Annotated in this window: 21 protein-coding genes, 4 tRNA genes, 1 pseudogene and 1 riboswitch; of the genes and pseudogenes, 3 read left to right on the top strand and 23 right to left on the bottom strand. The window is 55.0% G+C overall.

The features are described from left to right. Positions 1 to 47 precede the first annotated feature (47 nt). Positions 48 to 1,298 (bottom strand): OmpA family protein, encoded by a 1,251-nt coding sequence (locus tag H3L92_RS12870; protein ID WP_085365391.1) that lies wholly within the window; start codon positions 1,296 to 1,298, stop codon positions 48 to 50. A 102-nt stretch (positions 1,299 to 1,400) separates the two neighbouring features. Then, positions 1,401 to 2,039: an MBL fold metallo-hydrolase gene (locus H3L92_RS12865; RefSeq protein ID WP_085365390.1), complete on the bottom strand. Its 639-nt coding sequence runs from the start codon at positions 2,037 to 2,039 to the stop codon at positions 1,401 to 1,403. Positions 2,040 to 2,113: 74 nt separating this feature from the next. Here H3L92_RS12865 and H3L92_RS12860 point away from each other — a divergent pair, with 74 nt between their 5' ends. Further along, a complete protein-coding gene (locus H3L92_RS12860; RefSeq protein ID WP_085365389.1) occupies positions 2,114 to 2,938 on the top strand; it encodes a DNA ligase in 825 nt (274 codons plus the stop codon). A 459-nt stretch (positions 2,939 to 3,397) separates the two neighbouring features. Here the strand turns inward: H3L92_RS12860 and H3L92_RS12855 are convergent. From H3L92_RS12855 to pdxA, 9 genes are all read right to left on the bottom strand, one after another. Next, positions 3,398 to 3,483 (bottom strand) — tRNA-Leu (locus H3L92_RS12855). 42 nt (positions 3,484 to 3,525) lie between these two features. Further along, positions 3,526 to 3,882 carry a preprotein translocase subunit SecG gene (gene secG / locus H3L92_RS12850; protein ID WP_085365388.1) on the bottom strand — a complete coding sequence of 119 codons (357 nt, stop codon included), beginning with the start codon at positions 3,880 to 3,882 and terminating at the stop codon, positions 3,526 to 3,528. A 5-nt stretch (positions 3,883 to 3,887) separates the two neighbouring features. After that, complete coding sequence (gene tpiA / locus H3L92_RS12845; protein ID WP_085365387.1) at positions 3,888 to 4,643, bottom strand: triose-phosphate isomerase; 756 nt, start codon at positions 4,641 to 4,643, stop codon at positions 3,888 to 3,890. 159 nt (positions 4,644 to 4,802) lie between these two features. After that, a complete protein-coding gene (locus H3L92_RS12840; protein ID WP_085365386.1) occupies positions 4,803 to 5,192 on the bottom strand; it encodes a hypothetical protein in 390 nt (129 codons plus the stop codon). 280 nt (positions 5,193 to 5,472) lie between these two features. Beyond that, positions 5,473 to 5,865, bottom strand: a complete 393-nt coding sequence (rsfS, locus tag H3L92_RS12835; protein ID WP_085365385.1) for a ribosome silencing factor — start codon at positions 5,863 to 5,865, stop codon at positions 5,473 to 5,475. Between the two features lie 84 nt (positions 5,866 to 5,949). Continuing rightward, complete coding sequence (nadD, locus tag H3L92_RS12830) at positions 5,950 to 6,558, bottom strand: nicotinate-nucleotide adenylyltransferase (protein WP_085365384.1); 609 nt, start codon at positions 6,556 to 6,558, stop codon at positions 5,950 to 5,952. A 4-nt stretch (positions 6,559 to 6,562) separates the two neighbouring features. Continuing rightward, on the bottom strand, positions 6,563 to 7,141 hold the full coding sequence (locus H3L92_RS12825) for a beta-class carbonic anhydrase (protein WP_085365383.1): 579 nt from the start codon (positions 7,139 to 7,141) through the stop codon (positions 6,563 to 6,565). A gap of 111 nt (positions 7,142 to 7,252) precedes the next feature. Then, positions 7,253 to 7,495: a cytochrome-c oxidase gene (locus H3L92_RS12820; RefSeq protein WP_085365382.1), complete on the bottom strand. Its 243-nt coding sequence runs from the start codon at positions 7,493 to 7,495 to the stop codon at positions 7,253 to 7,255. A gap of 18 nt (positions 7,496 to 7,513) precedes the next feature. Next, positions 7,514 to 8,494, bottom strand: coding sequence for a 4-hydroxythreonine-4-phosphate dehydrogenase PdxA (gene pdxA, locus H3L92_RS12815; RefSeq protein ID WP_085365381.1), 981 nt, complete (start codon positions 8,492 to 8,494; stop codon positions 7,514 to 7,516). Positions 8,495 to 8,625: 131 nt separating this feature from the next. Here pdxA and zupT point away from each other — a divergent pair, with 131 nt between their 5' ends. Continuing rightward, complete coding sequence (gene zupT, locus H3L92_RS12810; protein WP_085365380.1) at positions 8,626 to 9,435, top strand: zinc transporter ZupT; 810 nt, start codon at positions 8,626 to 8,628, stop codon at positions 9,433 to 9,435. Positions 9,436 to 9,700: 265 nt separating this feature from the next. On the opposite strand, the gene H3L92_RS12805 is transcribed toward zupT, so the two are convergent. From H3L92_RS12805 to H3L92_RS12780, 6 genes are all read right to left on the bottom strand, one after another. After that, positions 9,701 to 10,603 (bottom strand): hypothetical protein, encoded by a 903-nt coding sequence (locus H3L92_RS12805; protein ID WP_085365379.1) that lies wholly within the window; start codon positions 10,601 to 10,603, stop codon positions 9,701 to 9,703. After that, positions 10,600 to 12,348, bottom strand: a complete 1,749-nt coding sequence (locus H3L92_RS12800) for a bifunctional biotin--[acetyl-CoA-carboxylase] ligase/type III pantothenate kinase (protein WP_085365378.1) — start codon at positions 12,346 to 12,348, stop codon at positions 10,600 to 10,602. The genes H3L92_RS12805 and H3L92_RS12800 overlap by 4 nt, the downstream gene beginning before the upstream one ends. Beyond that, positions 12,345 to 12,854: a D-glycero-beta-D-manno-heptose 1-phosphate adenylyltransferase gene (gene rfaE2, locus H3L92_RS12795; RefSeq protein ID WP_085365377.1), complete on the bottom strand. Its 510-nt coding sequence runs from the start codon at positions 12,852 to 12,854 to the stop codon at positions 12,345 to 12,347. Before rfaE2 ends, H3L92_RS12800 begins: the two co-directional genes overlap by 4 nt. Before the next feature lie 182 nt (positions 12,855 to 13,036). Beyond that, positions 13,037 to 13,112: transfer RNA gene (locus H3L92_RS12790), tRNA-His, on the bottom strand. A 21-nt stretch (positions 13,113 to 13,133) separates the two neighbouring features. Then, positions 13,134 to 13,210, bottom strand: a tRNA-Arg gene (locus tag H3L92_RS12785). Between the two features lie 43 nt (positions 13,211 to 13,253). After that, positions 13,254 to 13,331 (bottom strand) — tRNA-Pro (locus H3L92_RS12780). Positions 13,332 to 13,552: 221 nt separating this feature from the next. Here H3L92_RS12780 and folD point away from each other — a divergent pair. Next, positions 13,553 to 14,410, top strand: coding sequence for a bifunctional methylenetetrahydrofolate dehydrogenase/methenyltetrahydrofolate cyclohydrolase FolD (folD, locus tag H3L92_RS12775; protein WP_085365376.1), 858 nt, complete (start codon positions 13,553 to 13,555; stop codon positions 14,408 to 14,410). 34 nt (positions 14,411 to 14,444) lie between these two features. Here folD and H3L92_RS12770 read toward each other — a convergent pair. The 6 genes and pseudogenes from H3L92_RS12770 to rpsD all read right to left on the bottom strand — a co-directional run. Continuing rightward, positions 14,445 to 15,063: pseudogene (locus tag H3L92_RS12770) on the bottom strand (IS5 family transposase); the annotation flags it as partial. A gap of 185 nt (positions 15,064 to 15,248) precedes the next feature. Continuing rightward, entirely contained in the window at positions 15,249 to 16,055 is an 807-nt protein-coding gene (thiD, locus tag H3L92_RS12765; RefSeq protein WP_085365374.1) for a bifunctional hydroxymethylpyrimidine kinase/phosphomethylpyrimidine kinase, read from the bottom strand. Between the two features lie 86 nt (positions 16,056 to 16,141). After that, entirely contained in the window at positions 16,142 to 16,957 is an 816-nt protein-coding gene (thiM, locus tag H3L92_RS12760; RefSeq protein ID WP_085365373.1) for a hydroxyethylthiazole kinase, read from the bottom strand. Positions 16,958 to 17,071: 114 nt separating this feature from the next. Then, positions 17,072 to 17,168, bottom strand: a riboswitch (TPP riboswitch). A 698-nt stretch (positions 17,169 to 17,866) separates the two neighbouring features. Beyond that, complete coding sequence (rplQ, locus tag H3L92_RS12755; protein WP_085365372.1) at positions 17,867 to 18,241, bottom strand: 50S ribosomal protein L17; 375 nt, start codon at positions 18,239 to 18,241, stop codon at positions 17,867 to 17,869. Positions 18,242 to 18,266: 25 nt separating this feature from the next. Next, entirely contained in the window at positions 18,267 to 19,253 is a 987-nt protein-coding gene (locus tag H3L92_RS12750) for a DNA-directed RNA polymerase subunit alpha (protein WP_085365371.1), read from the bottom strand. A gap of 26 nt (positions 19,254 to 19,279) precedes the next feature. Next, a complete protein-coding gene (gene rpsD, locus H3L92_RS12745; RefSeq protein WP_085365370.1) occupies positions 19,280 to 19,900 on the bottom strand; it encodes a 30S ribosomal protein S4 in 621 nt (206 codons plus the stop codon). Positions 19,901 to 19,919: the final 19 nt, after the last annotated feature.

The following is a 19,919-nucleotide window of genomic DNA, read 5'->3' as shown; positions in this document are numbered from 1 at the left end:
TCAGACGGCCTTTTATCAAAGCAAAACAGTTTAGATCAGCGTACCAATCAACCTTCCACTTTCACTTCCACCCGGCGGCCTTCGGCATCGTTGCCTACCGCGCCGGTGGTGTTTTCAGGCTTGCGCAGTTCGATATTGGCAGCATCCACGCCTTGCGCTTCAAAGAAGGCTTTTACGGCGTTGGCGCGGTCTTTCGACAATTTTTCGTTTGCCGCCGCTTTACCGGTGCTGTCGGCAAATCCACTGATCACCAGTTTTTTACCTTCTTTACCGGCGGCAATCACTTCGGCCACCACGGTTTCGGCACCTTCGGCCACATCGGTTTTGGCAGTGGCAAAATAGAATTTGGCCACGCCGTTATCATAGCTCACATGGGCGCTGTTGGGGTCGGCGGCAGGTGCGGCAGGCGCCGAAGCTTCCGAAGCAGCAGCAGGTGCCGAAGCAGCAGGAGCGGACACCGCAGAAGGTTCGGACGGCATCACGGCAGACACAGCCGCGCTTTCAGGCTCCGAAGCCGCCTCGGCAACAGGCGCCGAGGCATCGCTGGCTGCGGCGGGGCCGGTTTGGCCGCTTTGGGTGCCGCAGCTCTTATAGGCAAACAGAGCCAAAAGTGCGGCAATCACCAAGGCAATCCATTTGCCCAAACCCGAACCCTTGCTTGCAGTGGCTGCCGTTGCCGCAGCCGCACCGCCCGCAGCGGCAGATGCGGCATGGCCGATACCGCCGGCCAAACCCGACAGGCTGCCGAACAAACCGCTCAGGCTGCTGATGCCCAAAGCCGAAAGCATACCACCGCTCAATGCGCCGGAAAGCCAGCTTTGCTGCTGGCCGAGCAAGCCCAACAACTGGCCTTGGCTGAGGTTGTCGCCCTGCACTTTGCCGCGCAACACCGACAACACCAACGGCAGCGACAGCGACAGCAGCGAACCTGCGGTGGCTTTCGACACGCCGCTTTCCTGCGCGATTTGGTCGGACACATCGGCCGCATTGCCGCCCAAGAGTTCGGGCAGTTTGGCTTTGCCCCAATCGATCAGGCTGTCCAAACCGCTGCCGCCTTCTTCGGCCTGCGCCACGGCATTGTTCAACGGGGCGCCCGCGCTGCCTTTAACCAGCTCGAACAGGCCTGCGGCATTATCGGGGTTGCCGCCGACATGTTTCAACAAGCCCGCCACAACAGCGGGAACCGCCAAACCGGCGGCCTTGGTGCTGTTTTCGGCGCTTTCGCCGTTTTGGGTTAAAAAGCGGCTCAACACGCCGCCCAACTGGCCTTGCAGCAAACTACCTAAATCAAAAGACATTACTCACTCCTTGCATTGGGATGGTGTGGGAAAACAAATCCATATCCGCCGATCTGCAAGCAAAGCAGCCTTTCGGGCATTTTGCACTTCTTAACTTTGGCCTCAGCCCTGCAAAAACGGATTATGCCGCTTTTCGTGGCCGATGGTGGTGGCTCTGCCGTGCCCCGCGACCACCGTCGTGTGTTCGGGCAATACCAGCAGCTTGCTTGCAATATTGCGGATTAAATCAGCATGATTTCCGCGCGGGAAATCGGTTCTGCCAATCGTTTCATAAAACAAGACATCACCTGCGATTAATAATTCCGCATCTTTACAATAAAACACAACATGGCCCGGTGTGTGGCCGGGGATATGCAGCACTTCAAACGTATGGTTTCCCACCGCCAGCGTGTCGCCTTCCTGCAACCAGCGCGAAGGCTCGAACGCGGGCGACACGGGAAAGCCGTATTGCGCCGTCACCTGCGGCAGCTGCTCCAGCAGAAAACCGTCTGCTTCGTGCGGCCCCAACACCGGCACATCATACTGCGAGAGCAACTCAACCACCCCGCCCGCATGGTCCAAATGCCCGTGCGTCAGCCAAACGGCCGTCAACTTCAAACCGCGCTTGGCAACTTCCGCCAGTACAAACGGCACATCGCCGCCCACATCGGTGAGCACGGCCTCACCGGTTTCATCGTCCCACAGCAGCGTGCAATTCTGCCTGAACGGCGTTACCGCGATTATTTCACAATGCAAAGTCATAAACTTCCTTTATTTTTCAGACGGCCTGTAATAATATTTTGAGTTACAAATAAAACACAAACAGGGAAAATAAAATGAAAAACATCATACTCTCTTGCGCCCTATTTTTCACGCCGGCGGCTCTGGCCGCCGCCCCCGATTTGCTGCTCGCTAAAGAATACCGCGCACAAAACATCTCCGGCTGGGCAATGAGTGAAAAACTCGACGGCGTGCGCGCCTATTGGACCGGCAAACAGCTCGTCAGCCGGCAAGGCTACCCGTTCACCCCGCCCGCAGGCTACCTCGACCATTTCCCGCCCTATCCCCTCGATGGCGAGCTGTTCAGCCGGCGCGGGCAATTCGAGCAGATTTCCGCCGCCGTGCGCACCGCATCGGGCAACTGGCAAAACATCAAACTCTATGTGTTCGACCTGCCGCAGGCATCCGGCAACCTCTACCAACGCCTGGCCGTGCTCGAAAAATGGCTGCACCGCCACCCGCAGGCACCGATTAAGATCATCAAGCAAACACCCGCCGAAGACAACGCCCACGCACAGGCTTTCTTAAAACAAATAGAGGCCGGAGGCGGCGAAGGCGTTATGCTGCGCCATCCCGAAATGCCCTACCGGGGCGGCCGCAGCGATTACCTGCTGAAGCTGAAAAGCCTGCACGATGCCGAATGCACCGTTACCCGACACTACGAAGGCAAAGGTAAATATTCGGGAAAACTCGGCGCACTCGGCTGCAAAAACCAACACGGCGAATTTAAAATCGGCAGCGGCCTGAAAGACAGCGACCGCGCCAACCCGCCCGCCATCGGCAGCACCATCACCTACCGCCACCGCGGATTCACCCAAAAAGGCACGCCCAGATTCGCCACTTTCATGCGGGTGAGAAATGACCGGCCGCACAAGCCCTAAACCACAGCCAACCAACTTAAGAAAAGCACACACGCCATACTCGGGCCCAACCCGAATATGGCGCGTTGCTGAAATTCAAGATACCCAGGTCAAACCGGGCATGACGGAATGGTTACTAAAGTTTAGTGGTTGAACCATATAATAACCGCATGGGCATTTCAGACGGCCTGCGGCCTTTGCAAGTCGTTTAGGCTGTCTGAAACATCCGATTATCGTCATGCCCGCTCAGGCGGAAATCCAGCCTTCAAACCATCAAGTATTTTATTTCAATAACTTATGAAAAAACGACTGGATTCCCGCCTGCGCGGGAATGACCGAATTTAAACATTTCAGACGGCCTTAAGGTATTTTTGCAAAGGCCTCGGCCTAAGCGGATTTTGCCCTCTACAATAGCAAACCGGCGCCAAGCCCTCCAAAAAACATAAAAACAGCCCAAAATTTGGGCTGTTTTCTTTTAGATGGTGCCGACATCGAGACTTGAACTCGAACGACCTAGGGTCACTACCCCCTCAAGATAGCGTGTCTACCAATTCCACCATGTCGGCAAAAACTGTATTTTTAAAAAAACTGTAAATATCCAAACGCTGCTATTGGGCTGAGGAAGCGGGCGTTTGCGGTGCGGTTTGCACGGGAGCGCTTTGCTGCGTTTGCGCCGGCTGGCTCTGTTGCACCGTGCTGAAATCCAAGCCGTGTTTGCTTGAATGGGTATTAATGTAAACCATAGCCATGCAGGTGGCGAAGAATACGGTGGCGGCGATGGCGGTGCTGCGGCTCAAAAAGTTGGCGTTGCCGCCCGAACCGAACACGCCTTGGGCGCTGCCGCTGCCCGAACCGAAAGTGGCACCCGCATCTGCGCCTTTGCCGTGCTGCATCAAAACCAGCACGATAACGGCCAAGGCGGCGAAGATGTTGATAATCCAGATAACGGTTTTAAAGGCTTCCATAATTCCTATGATTCTTGTGCGGCGTCAATGATGGCGGTAAACGAGTCGTAAGACAGGGATGCTCCGCCTACCAGTGCGCCGTCTACATACGGCACGGCGAAAATGTCGGCTGCGTTGCCGGCGTTGACGCTTCCGCCGTAAAGAATGCGGATATTAACATCGTTGCCGCACAATGACAAGATTTGTTTGTGAATAAACGCGTGCATGTCGGCAATTTGGCCTGTGGTGGCGACTTTTCCGGTGCCGATGGCCCATACGGGTTCGTAGGCAACGGCGATGTTTTTGGTGTCCAGCCCCTCTAAAATCGAGAGTTGGTGGGCGATTACTTCTTGCTCGCGCCCTGCTTCGCGCTCTTCCAGGCTCTCGCCCACGCACAGCAGCGGAGTCAGCCCCACGTTTAGCACGTTCACCATTTTTTGGCGCTGGATTTCGTTTTTTTCGCCGAAATACAGGCTGCGCTCCGAGTGGCCGATCAAAACGATATCCACGCCGATGTCGGCCATCATGTCGGCGGACACTTCGCCGGTGTAGGCGCCGTTATTGGGGAACCGGCTCACGTCTTGCGCGCAGGTGAGGATGCGGTTGTTGAGCACAATCTGCATGGCGTTGTGCAGTTGCAGCAGGTAAACGGTGGGGGCGGCCAAGCCGATAACCACCCTATCGGCCGTGGGCATAATGCGGAAGCGGTGCATCAATGCGTTATTGTTTTGCAGGCGGCCGTTCATTTTCCAGTTGCCGATAACCCATTTCTTGTCCCACATGGTTTGGTGTCCTTCGTTTACTTCGTAACGTTTCGGATTTTAACGCACATTGCGGCAAAAATGTAGCGCGCTGTAATGAATATTGTATTAGTGCGTAATATGCGCACAGGCCGTCTGAAATGCTTTCAGACGGCCCTGCAACATTATCTTTCTGCCGGTTTATTTGCTTTTGGGCGCTTGTTTTTTCGCATCCAAATCGGCTTTGTATTCGATGATGCCGTAATCGTTGCGCTCGATGGAAACTTCCAGCTCTTGGTTGCGGCGTGTGAATTTCAGGCCGGCATCGTCGCGCTTGATGTCGGACTCCACCACTTTGAAGCCGTGCCGCTGGGCGTGGGCGCGCACTTGGTTGGCCAGCCCTTCTACGCTGGCTTCGTTGCTGCTCACATGAAACTCGGCCTCGAAGTCGCCGCTCTCTCCGCGGTCGGCCTTAACCACTTCTGCGCCGCGCGGCTGGAAAATTTCACCGGGCAGCGGTGCGGCGAACGCGCTGGCGGAAAACAGCGCCATAATGCCGGTAAGCAGCAGGGTTTTCGGTGTGTTTTTCATTTCGGATACCTCTGGTGTTGCAAAAATGCTTGCTGCAATTTAACCAGCGGCAGGCATCGCGGGCAAGCCGTTATACTTTTTTTTACCGCAAGCTGTATTTGGCCGTTTTATGCTTACGCATACTTGCATTCCGAAACCGTGTGGACGGTTTTTCAGACGGCCGCCCGTTTGGCTGCGGATACGGTTTCAAACTTTTGCAAAACTCCGCTCCGCTTTGCGTTTGCCGGAAAAAACATTTGCCGTCATCCCGCAGGGAGATGACGGCAAATGTTTTTTAGAATTAGTTGTCGGCCGCGTGCCAGGGCTTTTGCGCGCCGGCGTGGAACGAGGGTTTTTCGCCGCCCCACAGGGTGTCGATGTCGTAAAAGTCGCGCACGGCGGGCAGCATAACGTGCACCACCAAATCGCCGGCGTCAACCAGCGCCCATTCGCCGCCGTCTTGGCCTTCGCTGCCGAGAATTTCAAAGCCGGCTTCTTTTAAATCGACGGCCACGTTGTTGGCCAGCGCCTTGACTTGGCGGTTGCTGTCGCCGCTGGCAATAATCATGCGGGCGAACAGGGAGGTTTTTTCTTGGGTTTCGAGCACGGTGATGTCTTTGCCTTTGATGTCTTCAAGGGCGTTCACGGCGATTTCAACCATTTTTTGCAAGTCTTGCAATTCTTGTTCGTTCATTTTTGTTTCCTGTTTATTTGAAAGTGTTCAGACGGCCTGGGGTTTGTTGCCGATAAGTAATAAACAAGGCCGTCTGAAAAATCGTTAGCGGTAAAGACCGTGCTGCCTGATATAGGCTTCTACACACCCGTCTATCAGCCCCGCTGCGGTTTCGCCGTTATGCAGGCGGCGGCGGATTTCGGTGGAACTGATATCGCACAGCGGTGCCTGCAACGGTTTCAGGCTGCCGTTTTGCAGGGCCTGCCCCAGCCAGCTTTGCAACTCTTGCGGCGCTTGGGCGATATTGCCGCCGGAGCGGCCGGCAACGGCGATGTGGGTTTGTTTGACCAGGGTCTGCCATTTTTTCCAAGTATGCAGTTTGAGCAGGCTGTCGCTGCCGAGCAGCCACCACAATTGGGCGGAGGGGAACTGCTGGCGGAAAATTTGCACGGTGTCGAAGGTGTAGGTTGCACCTTCGCGCACGATGTCGCAGTCGCTGACGGCGAAACGGCTGTCGGCGGCAACGGCCAATTCGGTCATCGCCAGCCGGTGTTTTGCGGGGGTGCGGGTGCTTTCTTCTTTGTGGTAGGGATCGCCTGCGGGCAGAAAAACCACCATGTCCAAACCCAACTCGTCGGCGAAAGCACGGGCGATATGCAGGTGGCCATTGTGGGGCGGGTCGAAAGTGCCGCCGAAAAGTCCGATTTTTTTCATGAGCTTAAGGTGCTACGGGGCATTCGGCCTTACCGTCCACAATCACGGTGAGCTTGCCGGTGGTGGGGTGGATAACGAGGCCGTGAACGGCAACATTGTCGGGCATCAGCGGGTGGCGGCGGATGATGCCGACAGTGTGGCGCACGCTCTCTTCTACGTTGTCGAAGCCGGTGAGCCAGCCGTCGAGGTCGATGCCGGCATTGCGCAAGGTGGTGATGCGGTCATCGGGGATGCCGTTTTGGTGGGCGTGGTTGAGAAAGGTGCCGGGGCTGAGGCCGCGCATACCGCAATCGTAGTGGGCGATTACCATGATTTCTTTCACCTTCAGCTCAAACACGGCCACCAGCAGGCTGCGCATCACCGAACCCCAAGGGTGGGTAACGAGGGCGCCGGCGTTTTTAATCAGTTTGGCATCGCCGTTTTTCAAACCCAGTGCACGCGGCAGCAGTTCGACCATGCGCGCGTCCATGCACGATAGTATCGCCAACTCGCGCTCGGGGAATTTGTTGGTGAAAAATTGGGCGTATTCGCCCGAATCTACAAATTTCCGGTTGAAGTCTAAAATATGGTCGAGTTCGCTCATGTCGTGTTCGGTTTCATGGTGTGGTTTGCGGCCATTATAGCGGTTTCGGGGCGTGTGTGCGCAAGGAGGCCGTCTGAAATATTTCAGACGGCCGGGTTGAAAACCTTGCGTTTATTTTTCCGGCCTGCGTTCGGTTTCCGGCACTTCGCCGGCATCTTTTAACGCATCGTTCACGGTTTGCTCTATCGGGTTGATGCCCGACTGTTCGCGCACGACGGCTTTCTGCCGTTCGCTCAACGGCGGGTTGACGGCCAGCGCTTCTTCTTCGCGTTTGCGCTCAATCTCTTCAAAGCTCTCGTAAGGCTGGGGTTTGATTTTGCCCGTGTCGGCAGGGGGTTTTCCGTTTGCTGTCATGAGGTTGCCCTTTCAGATTCAACGGTTGTTATGGTGCGCCATTTCCAGCGCGGTGTCCACCGCCACCATCAGGCTGCCTGAATCGGCTTTGCCTGTACCCGCCAAATCGAGTGCGGTGCCGTGATCGACCGATGTGCGTACGAACGGCAGGCCCAGCGTAATGTTTACGCCTTTGCCGAAGCTGGCGTATTTCAACACGGGCAGGCCCTGATCGTGATACATGGTTAACACGGCATCGGCGTCTTTCAGCATAAACGGCTGGAACAGGGTATCGGCGGGATAAGGGCCGCGCACATCTATGCCTTGCGCGCGCAGGTTGTTCAGCGCGGGGGCGATGATGTCGATTTCTTCATGCCCGAGATGGCCGCCCTCTCCCGCGTGGGGGTTCAGCCCCGCCACCAAAATGCGCGGTGCGGCGATGCCGAATTTTTTTTGCAGATCGCGGTGTACGATTTGCGCCACCGATTCGAGCTGCGGCCGGGTGATGGCGGCGGCCACGTCTTTCAACGGCAGATGGGTGGTGGCCAGCGCCACACGCAAACCGCCGCCCGCCAGCATCATCGCCACCTGCCCCGTACCGCTTTTTTCGGCCAGATATTCGGTGTGGCCTGAAAAAGGCACGCCGGCATCATTGATGATGCCTTTGTGCAGCGGCGCGGTTACCATGGCGGCGAATGTGCCGTTTTGAATGCCGTTGTAGGCGGTATCGAGCAGTTCGAGCACATAAGCGGCGTTTTCAACGTTCAGACGGCCTGCTTCGCACGGGGCTTTCAAAGGAATATGCAGCACCTCCAACACACCTTCCTGCTGCCCGGCTGCCGGGTTGAAATCTTGCAAAACAACGGCTTTGCCCAATTGGTCGGCACGCGCCTGCAACAGGGTTTTATCGCCCAGCACCACTAAGCGGCAGGGCAGCTCGGCGGCGGGCAGGTCGAGGCAGATATCGGGGCCGATACCTGAGGGTTCTCCGGATGTAACGGCAATAACGGGCAGGGGCATTTTGTTTCCTTAATCAGAATCAATGGGGCGGCCTGCTATTTTAGCCCATTCTTGCAGAAATTTCCGTTTGAGAACTATTCTCTTTTGGTGAAAAATGGTAGGCTTGCTTTTTTATAGTCAGAGTCGATGCGATGATTGCGGTTACCCTGCAAAATCTAACGGTGGCGTTCGGCATCACCTTGGCCGCCGGGCTGGCGACGGTGCTGGGCAGCGTGTTGGTGTTTTTATCGAAAACACCCAACCCGCGTATGCTCTCGTTTGGGTTGGCGTTTGCGGGCGGTGCGATGGTTTACGTGTCGCTCACCGAAATATTTTCCAAATCACAACAGGCTTTTACCGCGACCTACGGGCAAAGCATAGGCTTTGCCGCCGCCACTTTCGCTTTTTTGGCGGGGTTGGGGGCGGTTGCCTTAATCGACCGTTTGGTACCCAACCCGCACGACACCCTAGATGCACACGACCCCGAATTTCACGAAAAATCGCGCCACCACATCGCCCGGGTGGGTTTGATGACGGCATTCGCCATCACCGCCCACAATTTTCCCGAAGGGTTGGCCACTTTTTTCGCCACGCTGGAAAACCCTGCCGTGGGCACGCCGCTGGCATTGGCGATTGCCGTCCACAATATTCCCGAAGGCATCTCGATAGCCGCACCGGTTTATTTCGCCACCCGCAACAAAGCCTTAACGGTTGCCGCCTGCCTGGTTTCGGGCTTGGCCGAACCGCTGGGAGCTTTGCTGGGTTATTTTGTGCTGAAGCCTTTTCTTTCTGATGCCGTATTCGGTGCCATCTTCGGCCTGATCGCCGGCGTGATGGTGTTTTTGGCGTTGGACGAGCTGCTGCCGGCCGCCAAACGTTATTCAGACGGCCACGAAACGGTATACGGCCTGACTTCGGGCATGGCGGTGATTGCCTTGAGTTTGGTATTGTTCAATTGGTAGGCACGCACCCGCTGCTTTTGGTGGATTGAAAAACAGGCCGTCTGAAAACTTTTTTCAGACGGCTTGCGGTTTTTGCAAAATCCATATCATCCTTGAAAACATTTGCGTAATGCCCGGGCTTAATCAGAGCATGACGGCGGTTGGGTATTTCAGACGGCCAGAACGGGTTTTGCAAGGGTTTCCGCCCGTTTTTCGTAACAAACGCCGTAAAAAATACCCGGGCAACACCCGGGTATTTTTGCCGCCGGGCAAAACACCCGTTTCCTTATCTGCACGCCCTGCGGTTCAGTTTGCCGTAGCGTGAAACCACCTTTTGGATTTCCTGCGCCGATTTATCGTCCACATCCATAAACGTTACCTGCATTTTGGCCACGCTCAGGCTGCCCCCTGAAGAAGCGCTGCGCTCTTCCTGCTCGTGAATACGGGTGCCGCCGAAACCTGCGGTCGCCAGGCGCGAAATCAGCACTTGGGCGGCGGAACGGCTGCCGGTAACGCCCACGCTGATGCTGCCTTCGTAAATACTGCCGCTGAATCCTTTGGCTGCCAGGCTTTCGAGCATGGCTGCGGCATCGCCGTCTGCCGAAACCAGCACGCGGTAGGTTTTCTGCACTTGGCCGGCCTCGCCGGAAGCATTGCGTTTTTCAACCGTGCGCGAAGCGGCGTGCGGCCACTGGCGCAACAACCCTTTGATGCGGTGGTAATCGTCTTCGTTAAGCGTTACCGATGCGGAAGAGATGCATTGGCTGCTTTCTTTTTTGGCTTCGGCGGCTTTTTGCTCCTGTTCGCGTTTGGCTTTTTCTTTTTCCAACTGCTCACGCTTGGCCTTTTCTTCGCGCTCTTTCCGGGCTTTTTCCTCCAGCTCTTTAGCCTCTTTTTCTTTGGCTTCCTGCTCCGCCTTCTCCCGTGCCAAACGTGCTTCTTCGCTTTCGGGTTCGGAAGCGGCCGAAGCGGCGGCAACCGGCGGCGGCACGGCAACCCATTCGGGCGTGGAAACCTCTGCCGGGCGTAAAATTTCTACCGGAGCCGCCGGCAGCTGTTGTTGTTGCGGAACGCCCACACTCTGCGCGGGCACGGAGGCATTTCTTTGTTTTTCTGCGACGCGGCTGGCAACCATTCCTCCAAAAACGATGATGTTTAACGCCACCAGCACGGCAAATAGCCATTTCATTGTTGTTGTATCCAGTTAAGTAAGCCGTAAATAACGAGATTATCTACAATTTTAACAGTATTGTCCAAAACAAATGACACTGGCAAAGCCTGCACTACTTTGGGCGCGCCGCCGCCCGTGATAATCAGATCGACGGGTTTGCCTGCGCCCACTTTTTCGCGCAGCCGCGCGTGCATCAGCAATACCGACCCGCAGACGGCGTCCATCATGCCGCTGGCCAGCGCGTTGGCGGTGGTGGTAGGAAAGGGATACACGCGCCCTATCGGGCGGTTGAGGTTGGCGGTTTTCGCAGCCATGGCTTCTTTCATCAAGTGGAAGCCCGGCATGATGGTGCCGCCGAGATAGTGGTTGTCGTCGGTGAGTGCGTCCACCGTTACGGCGGTGCCGCAGCTGACCACGACACAGGCGTTTTGTGTGAAACGGCGGCTGCCCAGCGCGTTAAACCAGCGGTCGGCACCGTGCTCGGTGTGATTGCGGTAATGGTTGCGTATGCCCAACGCCTGCGGCATGGAAGACAGCCACTCGACCGGTTGCGGCAATTGCGCGGCGGCTTGGGCTTTTTTGGTTTCGCCGCACACGGCGCTGCCGACGATGCGCACATCACTTCCGCCGCGCTCCTGCCATTCTGTGCCGAGCAGAGCCAAATCGCGGTAGGGTGCGCGGCCGGTGTGAACGATGCTGCCGTTTTCCACCCATGCCCATTTCAACTGGCTGTTACCACCGTCGAGCAGCAGGTATTTTTCTGTTGCGGCCGTCTGAACGGGGAGCGGGTTGTCGCCGGGGCGCAGGCTGATTTCGCCGCTCACCACGATACGCTCGCCGCTTTCGGTTTGCAGCCGCAAAGCGCCCTGCTCGGTAATGCCTGCCGCCACACCTTCATAAACGGTTTCGCCGTTTTGCAGCAGGCGCACGGGGCGGTTGTGGTCGCGGTTGGCGGCCTGATATGCCGCCAGAAACGGGGCGAACCCGTGCTGCCTGTAACGGCCGAGCACGGTTTCGAGTTCGCCCAGCAAGGCAGACAGCAACGCGGCGGCACTCACAGGCTGTGCGCCGGCGGAAACCGCCGCCTGCACCGAAACGGCATCTTCCACTTCTTTGGGCAGCACGAAATTGATGCCTATGCCTATCACGGCAACGGTTTTGCCGCCGCTGCGCACGGTTTCGATCAAGATGCCGCCGAGCTTGTTCCGCCCCACCACCAAATCGTTCGGCCATTTGATTTGCGCGGGCACGCCGAGCTTGGTTAAAGCGGTATGGCAGGCCAAAGCCACAACAGGGGCGAGCGCGCCTAATTCGTGCTGTGCTTGCTCAAACACACTGCCGAAGCTGAACATCAGGCATTCGCCCAAACGGTTTTGCCACACTTTGCCCTGCCTGCCGCGCCCTTTGCTCTGGCTGTGCGCCAATACCAGCAAGCCGTGAGCTTGCTGCGGCGAGGCTTTGGCGGCTTCTAAAACAATATCGTTGCTGGATGTGCATTCGTGATACAAGGCCGTCTGAAAACCGTGTTGCGCACCGATTTGCCGCAACTGTTCTTCGTTGAACACCGCCAGCGGGCGCACCAGCCGCCATTGGCCGTCGTGCTGGCGCAGCAGGCCGCGGATATGGGGCGGCATCTGCTGCCACAATCCGTTAATCTGCTGCGGCCTCACACCGGCGGCCAAACCCAACGCCGAAACATGTTGCGGCAGGCCGTCTGAAAGTGCGGCAAGCAGCTTCCAATGCTGCGGTTTGAGCGGCATCATTTCTGCCCCGCCCCCTCTGCGGCGCGGATTTTCGCCAGCGTTTGGGTGGTGGACGTTTGGTGCAGAAACGGAATCGAATACACCTTGCCGCCGCGCGCGAGCGTTTCCGTCGCACCCACGATTTTTTCCACCGGCCAGTCGCCGCCTTTAACCAGAATATCGGGCTTGACGGCCTCTATCAATGCGGCGGGCGTATCGTCGTCGAACCAGGTAACCACGTCCACACAGGCCAATGCGGCGGCCACGGCGGCACGGTTTTCGAGCGCGTTAATCGGACGGTCGCTGCCTTTCCCCTGCCGCCTGACCGAAGCATCGGTATTCAGCGCCAACACCAGCGCCGCCCCCGTTTCCCGCGCCTGCGCCAGATAAGTGACATGGCCTCGGTGCAGGATATCGAAACAGCCGTTGGTAAACACCAGCGGGCGCGGCAGCCCGGCGATGCGCGCAGCCAACTCTTCGGGCGGGCAGATTTTGTGTTCAAAAGCAGGCAAAGGCCAGTTGCTCATCATGCGGCTTTCTGAAAAGGATTTAAGATGCCCAAATGATACCGAAGCGGCGCGTTTTGGGAAAGCGGGCACACAACGGCATTTTCAGACGGCCTGAGGCCTTTGCAAGCCGTTTAGGCCGTCTGAAAAGCAGGAATACAAAAGAAAACCCGTGTATGCGTTCATACACGGGTTTCGGGATTTGGGGTGGCTGATGGGGCTCGAACCCACGACAACCGGAATCACAATCCGGGGCTCTACCAACTGAGCTACAGCCACCGCAAGAAAACTTGTCTGTTCTGGCACGCCCGACAGGAATCGAACCTGTAACCGCCCGCTTAGAAGGCGGGTGCTCTATCCGGTTGAGCTACGGGCGCGTTGCGGTGTTCGCGCCTTATCGGGCTTGTTTGTTTCGGGACCTGGTCGGGGCGGTGGGATTCGAACTCACGACCCCCTGTTCCCAAAACAGGTGCGCTAACCAGACTGCGCTACGCCCCGACGAGAAAGACGAACTATACCGAGAGGCACGGCAAACGTCAAGCCCTGCCGCCGGCAAAAAGCTTTACGCTTATGCTATCTGTTTCATTTGCTTTATGATTTAGGACGCTTAGCCGTGCCGCCGACCGGCAAAAACTTCAGAAAACAAGTGAAAACCTGCGCCGAAAATGCGATAATCCGCGCTCTTCACCCATTCCCTGCCAGCAAAGGATACCTCCGTCATGACTGCCCAACTGATTAACGGCAAAGAAATTTCCCAGCAACGTTTAGAAAAAGTCGCCCAAGAAACCGCCGCGCGCCGCGCCGCCGGTTTGCGCACGCCCTGCCTGGCCGTGGTGCTGGTTGGCGACGACCCGGCCAGCGCGGTTTATGTGCGCAACAAAAAACTGGCGTGTGAAAAAGTGGGCTTCAAATCGCTCTCTTACGAGCTGCCGGCAGAAACTTCGCAGGAAGACTTATTGCAATTGGTTGACAGTTTGAACGCCAACCCCGATGTGGACGGCATTTTGGTGCAGCTGCCGCTGCCCAAGCAAATCGACAGCCAAGCCGTGCTCGAGCGCATTCTGCCCCATAAAGACGTGGACGGCTTCCATCCCTACAACGTTGGCCGCCTGGTGGTAAAAATGCCGCTGATGCGCCCCTGCACCCCCAAAGGCGTGATGACCCTGCTCGAAGCCTACGGCATCAACCCCGAAGGTAAAAAAGCCGTGGTGGTGGGCGCATCGAATATCGTGGGTCGCCCGCAAATGCTGGAGCTTCTGCTGGCGCGCGCCACCGTAACCATCTGCCACAGCAAAACCCAAAACCTTGCCGACGAAGTGGCCGCCGCCGATATCGTGGTGGCCGGCGTGGGCATTCCGAACTTCGTGAAAGGCGAATGGATCAAACCCGGTGCGGTGGTTATCGATGTGGGCATCAACCGTTTGGATAACGGCAAATTGTGCGGCGATGTGGAATTCGATGTGGCCAAAGAGCGCGCCTCGATGGTTACGCCCGTGCCCGGCGGCGTCGGCCCGATGACGATTGCCACGTTGCTGGAAAACACGCTCCATGCAGCCGAACTGCACGACAAGGCTTGAAACCTTGGCAAAACGGAAACGGTTGCCGCTTGAAAATGATCCGAATTTCTATTTCCACAGCAAATGAAGCCAATCTCTTCGCATAATGTGTAGCAATGCTCCGCCAACGTTTAAAATCCAAAAAAGCGGTTTTCTACCAAGTGACAGTAACGGTACAGTCGGCGGCCGTATCGCAGTCAGCGTTTCGACAAACAGACAATCTGCCGCACCGCCTTCGCTTAACACGAATTTTACCGGCACCCCATGGACGTCCACCGCTAAATACAGCTTGGTATTCAGCCCCCCCCCCTTTTTATGAGGCCCATGCCTTCATTGCCGCCTGTGACTCCCGTCGTATGGAGATGAACTTTAGATATGAGTGGCATCAATCACTTCATATCTTTGTTCTCCCGAAAGGATGAGCACCAGTTTCGTCCAAATGCCTTTGTTGTACCAACAGATGAAGCGATGGTGGATGTTGATCCAGCCGCCGTAATCGAGCGGCAGGTTCCGCCAGTGTGCGCCGGTACGCAGTATCCAGAAAATGGTATTGATGAATCGCCTGTTATCTACTGCTTGACCGCCCCGGCTGCCTTGCATCCGAGCAGGCGGGCTTCGATAAAGCGCCAGTGACGGTCGATGAGGTCGTGGCAACGGTGGGCAGGTTGTTTCATGAGTGATGGCAGGATAATCTCATGCCTTGTGGATTATGATGACGACATCTATTTCGAAAAAAGATTTTGTTTGTAAGCCATCAAACCGGCAACAGAATCGACTCCGTACTGCTAGCTTGCTTCCTGGTTTCGAAGTGATTTAATCCACTATAGCCACACATCAGCAATGCTTGTCGGCCGGAAATTCAAGCCGTCTGAAAAGCCCAATGGTTAACCGGCCCGTGCCCGTGCCCGATATTCAGCGGTTGGCTGATGGCGGCGGTGATAAATTGCTTCGCCAGCTTGACGGCGGTTTCGATGTCCGCCCCTTTGGCCAGTTCCGCCGTGATGCAGGCAGCGAAAGTACAACCGGTGCCGTGGGTATGCGGTGTCGGCATACGCGGGCTTTCCAAGGCAAAATGCGCGTCGGGGGTAAACACCCAATCGCGGCAGACGCTGCTCTGCGATTGGCCGCTATGGCCGCCTTTAATCACCACGTTTTGTGCGCCTGCTTCCTGCAATAAGCGTGCGGCACGTTCTGTATCGGCATCGCTGCTGATGCTGATGCCGGTTAATGCTTCCGCCTCCGGCAGATTGGGCGTTACCACGTCGGCCAGCGGCAGCAGGCTGCGTTTTAAGGCGGCAACCGCATCAGACTGCAACAGCGGCGCACCGCCTTTGGCAATCATCACGGGGTCGAGCACCAGTCGGCCGAAGGGTCTGTTGCGCAGCATTTCTGCCACGCACTCGGTAATTTCAGCCGTGCCGAGCATGCCGATTTTGCATGCCGAAATCGAAAAATCTTCTGCCACCGCACGGATTTGTGCGCGTATCGAATCCAACGGCAGCGTGTGGATATGACTCACGCCCAAGGTGTTCTGTGCGGTAACGGCGGTAATCACGCTGGCACCGAACACGCTGCGCATCTGAAAGGTTTTCAAATCGGCCTGTATGCCCGCACCGCCGCCAGAATCCGAGCCGGCAATGGTTAGGACTTGTGCAATCTGGTTCATGATGTTCTCCTGTTTCTGTGGCTGTTCCCGTTGATTAAGATTGTGCAGATATAATGAAGGCCGTCTGAACACTTTTTTCAGACTTTTCAGACGGCCTCTATATCTGCCCACCGCACTTTGGCTGCGGCGGCAACCTGTTCTGTTGTTACTGCGGCCAAGCTGTCGATAAAGCGGATCATAAACGTGCCGTGCTGCGTGTTCTGCAACCCTGCGGCTGCCCGCTCTGCCGCCACACCGTATGCCGTGCAGGCCTCAATTGCCGCCGCCAGATAATCGTTTGCGGGCGCCACGGCCAAAAATGCGCCGCATACCGCGCTGAGCAGGCAACCGGATGTGGTGATGCTGGGCAGCAAAGGCGTACCGTTGTTTAATACCGCCAGTTTCAGGCCGTCTGAAACATAGTCGGTTTCGCCGCTCACCACGGCAACCGTTTCATAACGGCGCGCAACAGCCGCCGTAATCGCCCCCACATCGGCCGCTCCGCTGCCCGCGTCCACGCCTTTGGCCGACCAAGCCACTCCTGCAAGCTGCGCCATTTCTCCCGCATTACCGCGAATCGCCGCCAAACGGATCTCCTGCAACAAAGTTTGAACAGTATCCCGCCGAAATGCCGTGGCGCCAACGCCCACCGGATCCAACACCACCGGCACGCCGGCCCGGTTGGCCGAACGGCCGGCAACCAACATCGCCTGTATCTTATCGGCATCCAACGTGCCGATATTCAACACCAAGGCAGAACTTAATGCAGCCAATTCCTCCATTTCTTCCACACTGTCGGCCATAATCGGCGACGCGCCCACCGCCAGCAAACCGTTTGCAGAAAAATGGGCAGCAACGATATTGGTAATATTGTGAATCAACGGATTTTTACTGCGCACTTCGGCCAAATAATGAAATTGCATGGTATAAGCTCCTCCTTTGGCTCTAACAATAAAACGCATAGGAAAACAAAAAACCGCAACCGGATACCGTTTCAAACGGCATCGGTTGCGGTTTTCAAATCAATTCCCAAACAGATGGCTGCCATTTTAGTTTCCTACGCCAGTATTAACTGTATCAGGTTCACGGGTATCATCTCAGCCGTCCATCACGACAGCACCCCGACTAAGCAAATGAATATTATGTAATTTCTAAAAAGAATGCAAGCGATAAATGGCCATCTGCGTAAGAAGTGATGCCGCCCGGAGCTTTAATAGCAGGGAGCCATAGCCGTTTGAATACGCCCGACCAATGCGTTTGCTTTCGCATCAAAACAAATTATCACCTACCCCTCCGTTTCTTCATTAAACCGAAAAAACATACCGATCCGTTTCTATTTATAGTCAATCAACCTGAGACCTTTGCAATATTCGTTTAGGCTGTTTGAAACATCCGATTATCGTCATTAGCTTCGCCAGTCCGCTGCGCTACCCCATGCAGGCGGGAATCCAGTCGTTTTTTGCAAGTTATTCAAATATAGTGAATTCAAATAAAAACTCCGAAATGAAATAACTGCATTCAAACTTGCAATTGGGCGATATGCTAAAGAATCGTTTTACCCTACTTCGGCATTCTTATTTTAATCCACTATAAAACACTTGATGGTTTTAAGGCTGGATTCCCGCCTGCATGGGGTAGCGCAGCGGACTGGCGAAACTGATGACAAGACACAAACGTTTTCAAGTTCGAACTGGTTTTTTTGCAAAGGTCTCAATCTTTATAAACGGTGAGTGAATATTTCAAGCGGCCCTAACATACTTTCAAAGACATCAAAAATAAAAACCGTATCCGGTTTAGCCGGATACGGTTTCAATTCGAATCAAACTGCCGGATTATTCTGCTGCTTCAGCAGCTTTATCCACCAACTCAACCAATGCCAACGGAGCATTATCGCCTTTGCGGAAACCATATTTCAAAATACGGATATAACCGCCGTTGCGGGCAGCAAAGCGCGGGCCCAACTCATCGAACAGTTTTACCACCACATCACGGTCACGGGTGCGGTTGAATGCCAAGCGGCGGTTTGCCAGCGAAGGTTTTTTACCCAAAGTAATCAAGGGCTCCACCACACGGCGCAACTCTTTAGCCTTCGGCAAAGTGGTTACGATGGTTTCATGGCTCAATAAAGAATTGGCCATATTGCGCAGCATCGCAGCACGGTGGCTGCTGGTACGGTTTAATTTACGATTGCCATTACGATGACGCATCTTACTTATCCTTTAATCTTCAAACTTACGGCTTTTCCAAGCCCACCGGCGGCCAAGCTTCCAGCTTAGAACCCAACGTCAAACCTTTGGAAGCCAAAACTTCTTTGATTTCATTCAAAGATTTCCTACCCAAATTAGGTGTCTTCAAAAGTTCGGTTTCGGTACGCTGAATCAAATCGCCAATATAATAAATATCTTCAGCTTTCAAGCAGTTAGCCGAACGTACTGTCAATTCCAAATCATCTACCGGGCGCAACAGAATCGGGTCGATAGGAGGCGCTTTTTCTTCAACCTCTTCAACCGGCGTGCCTTGCAAATCGGCAAAAATAGACATTTGGTCAATCAAAATACGCGCTGCACTACGAACTGCCTCTTCCGGATCGATAGAACCGTCGGTTTCGATATCTAACACCAAACGATCCAAATCCGTACGCTGCTCTACACGTGCAGGTTCAACTTCAAAACTAACACGGCTGATGGGCGAAAAGCTCGCATCCAACTGAATTGCACCGATTTGTCGGTTTTCATCGCGAATAACCCGACGGCCGGAAACAGACTGGTAACCCCGCCCCTGCTCCACTTTAATTTCCATCTCAATCTGACCGTTGTCGGAAAGATGGCAAATAACGTGCTCAGGATTGATGATTTCCACATCGTGAGGCAGGCTGATATCGCCTGCCACCACGGCACCCGCTCCAGACTTCTTCAAGGTTAACTGAACTTGGCTACGACCATGCAGTTTGAAAACCACACCTTTCAGGTTCAATAAAATATCAACGACATCTTCTTGAACACCGTCAACGGTAGAATATTCGTGCAAAACACCGGCAATAGCCACTTCAGTAGGTGCAAAACCGTTCATGGATGACAGTAAGATACGACGCAAAGCATTACCAAGGGTATGACCGAAACCACGTTCAAACGGCTGCATAGATACTTTCGCACGGGTGGCAGACAAGTTATCCACATCGATTTGACGGGGTTTCAAAAATTCGGAAGTGCTGTTTTGCATTTAACTGTCCCTCACTGAGCTAGTAATTATTTAGAGTAGAACTCTACCACCAGCTGTTCATTAATATCGCCAGTCAATTCTGAGCGATCAGGCATATTTTTGAATACGCCTTCCATTTTGTTTGCGTCGACAGAAACCCAGCTGGGCAAACCGATTTGCGTTGCCAAACCCAAAGCTTCTTGAATGCGGACTTGTTTTTTAGCTTTTTCACGAACGCTAACAACATCGCCGGCCTTAACTTGGTAAGAAGGGATATTCACTACCTGACCGTTTACAGTAATAGCTTTGTGCGATACCAACTGACGTGCTTCTGCACGGGTAGAGCCGAAACCCATTCTGTATACAACATTATCCAAGCGCGACTCCAACAACTGGAGCAACAATTCGCCGGTAGAGCCTTTACGACGCGCAGCTTCTGCGAAATAACGACGGAACTGGCGCTCTAAAACACCATAAATACGGCGGATTTTTTGTTTCTCACGCAACTGCAAACCATAATCGGAAAGACGGGGCTTTTTAGCACCATGCTGACCGGGCGCAGAATCCATTTTGCACTTAGATTCCAAAGAGCGGCGCGCGCTCTTTAAAAATAAATCTGTACCTTCGCGGCGGGCCAATTTACATTTAGGGCCAATATAACGTGCCATATCTCAAATCACTCCAATA

The organism is Neisseria dentiae, from assembly GCF_014055005.1.
Lineage (GTDB): Bacteria > Pseudomonadota > Gammaproteobacteria > Burkholderiales > Neisseriaceae > Neisseria > Neisseria dentiae.
This window is presented reverse-complemented; position numbering and strand designations above follow the sequence as displayed.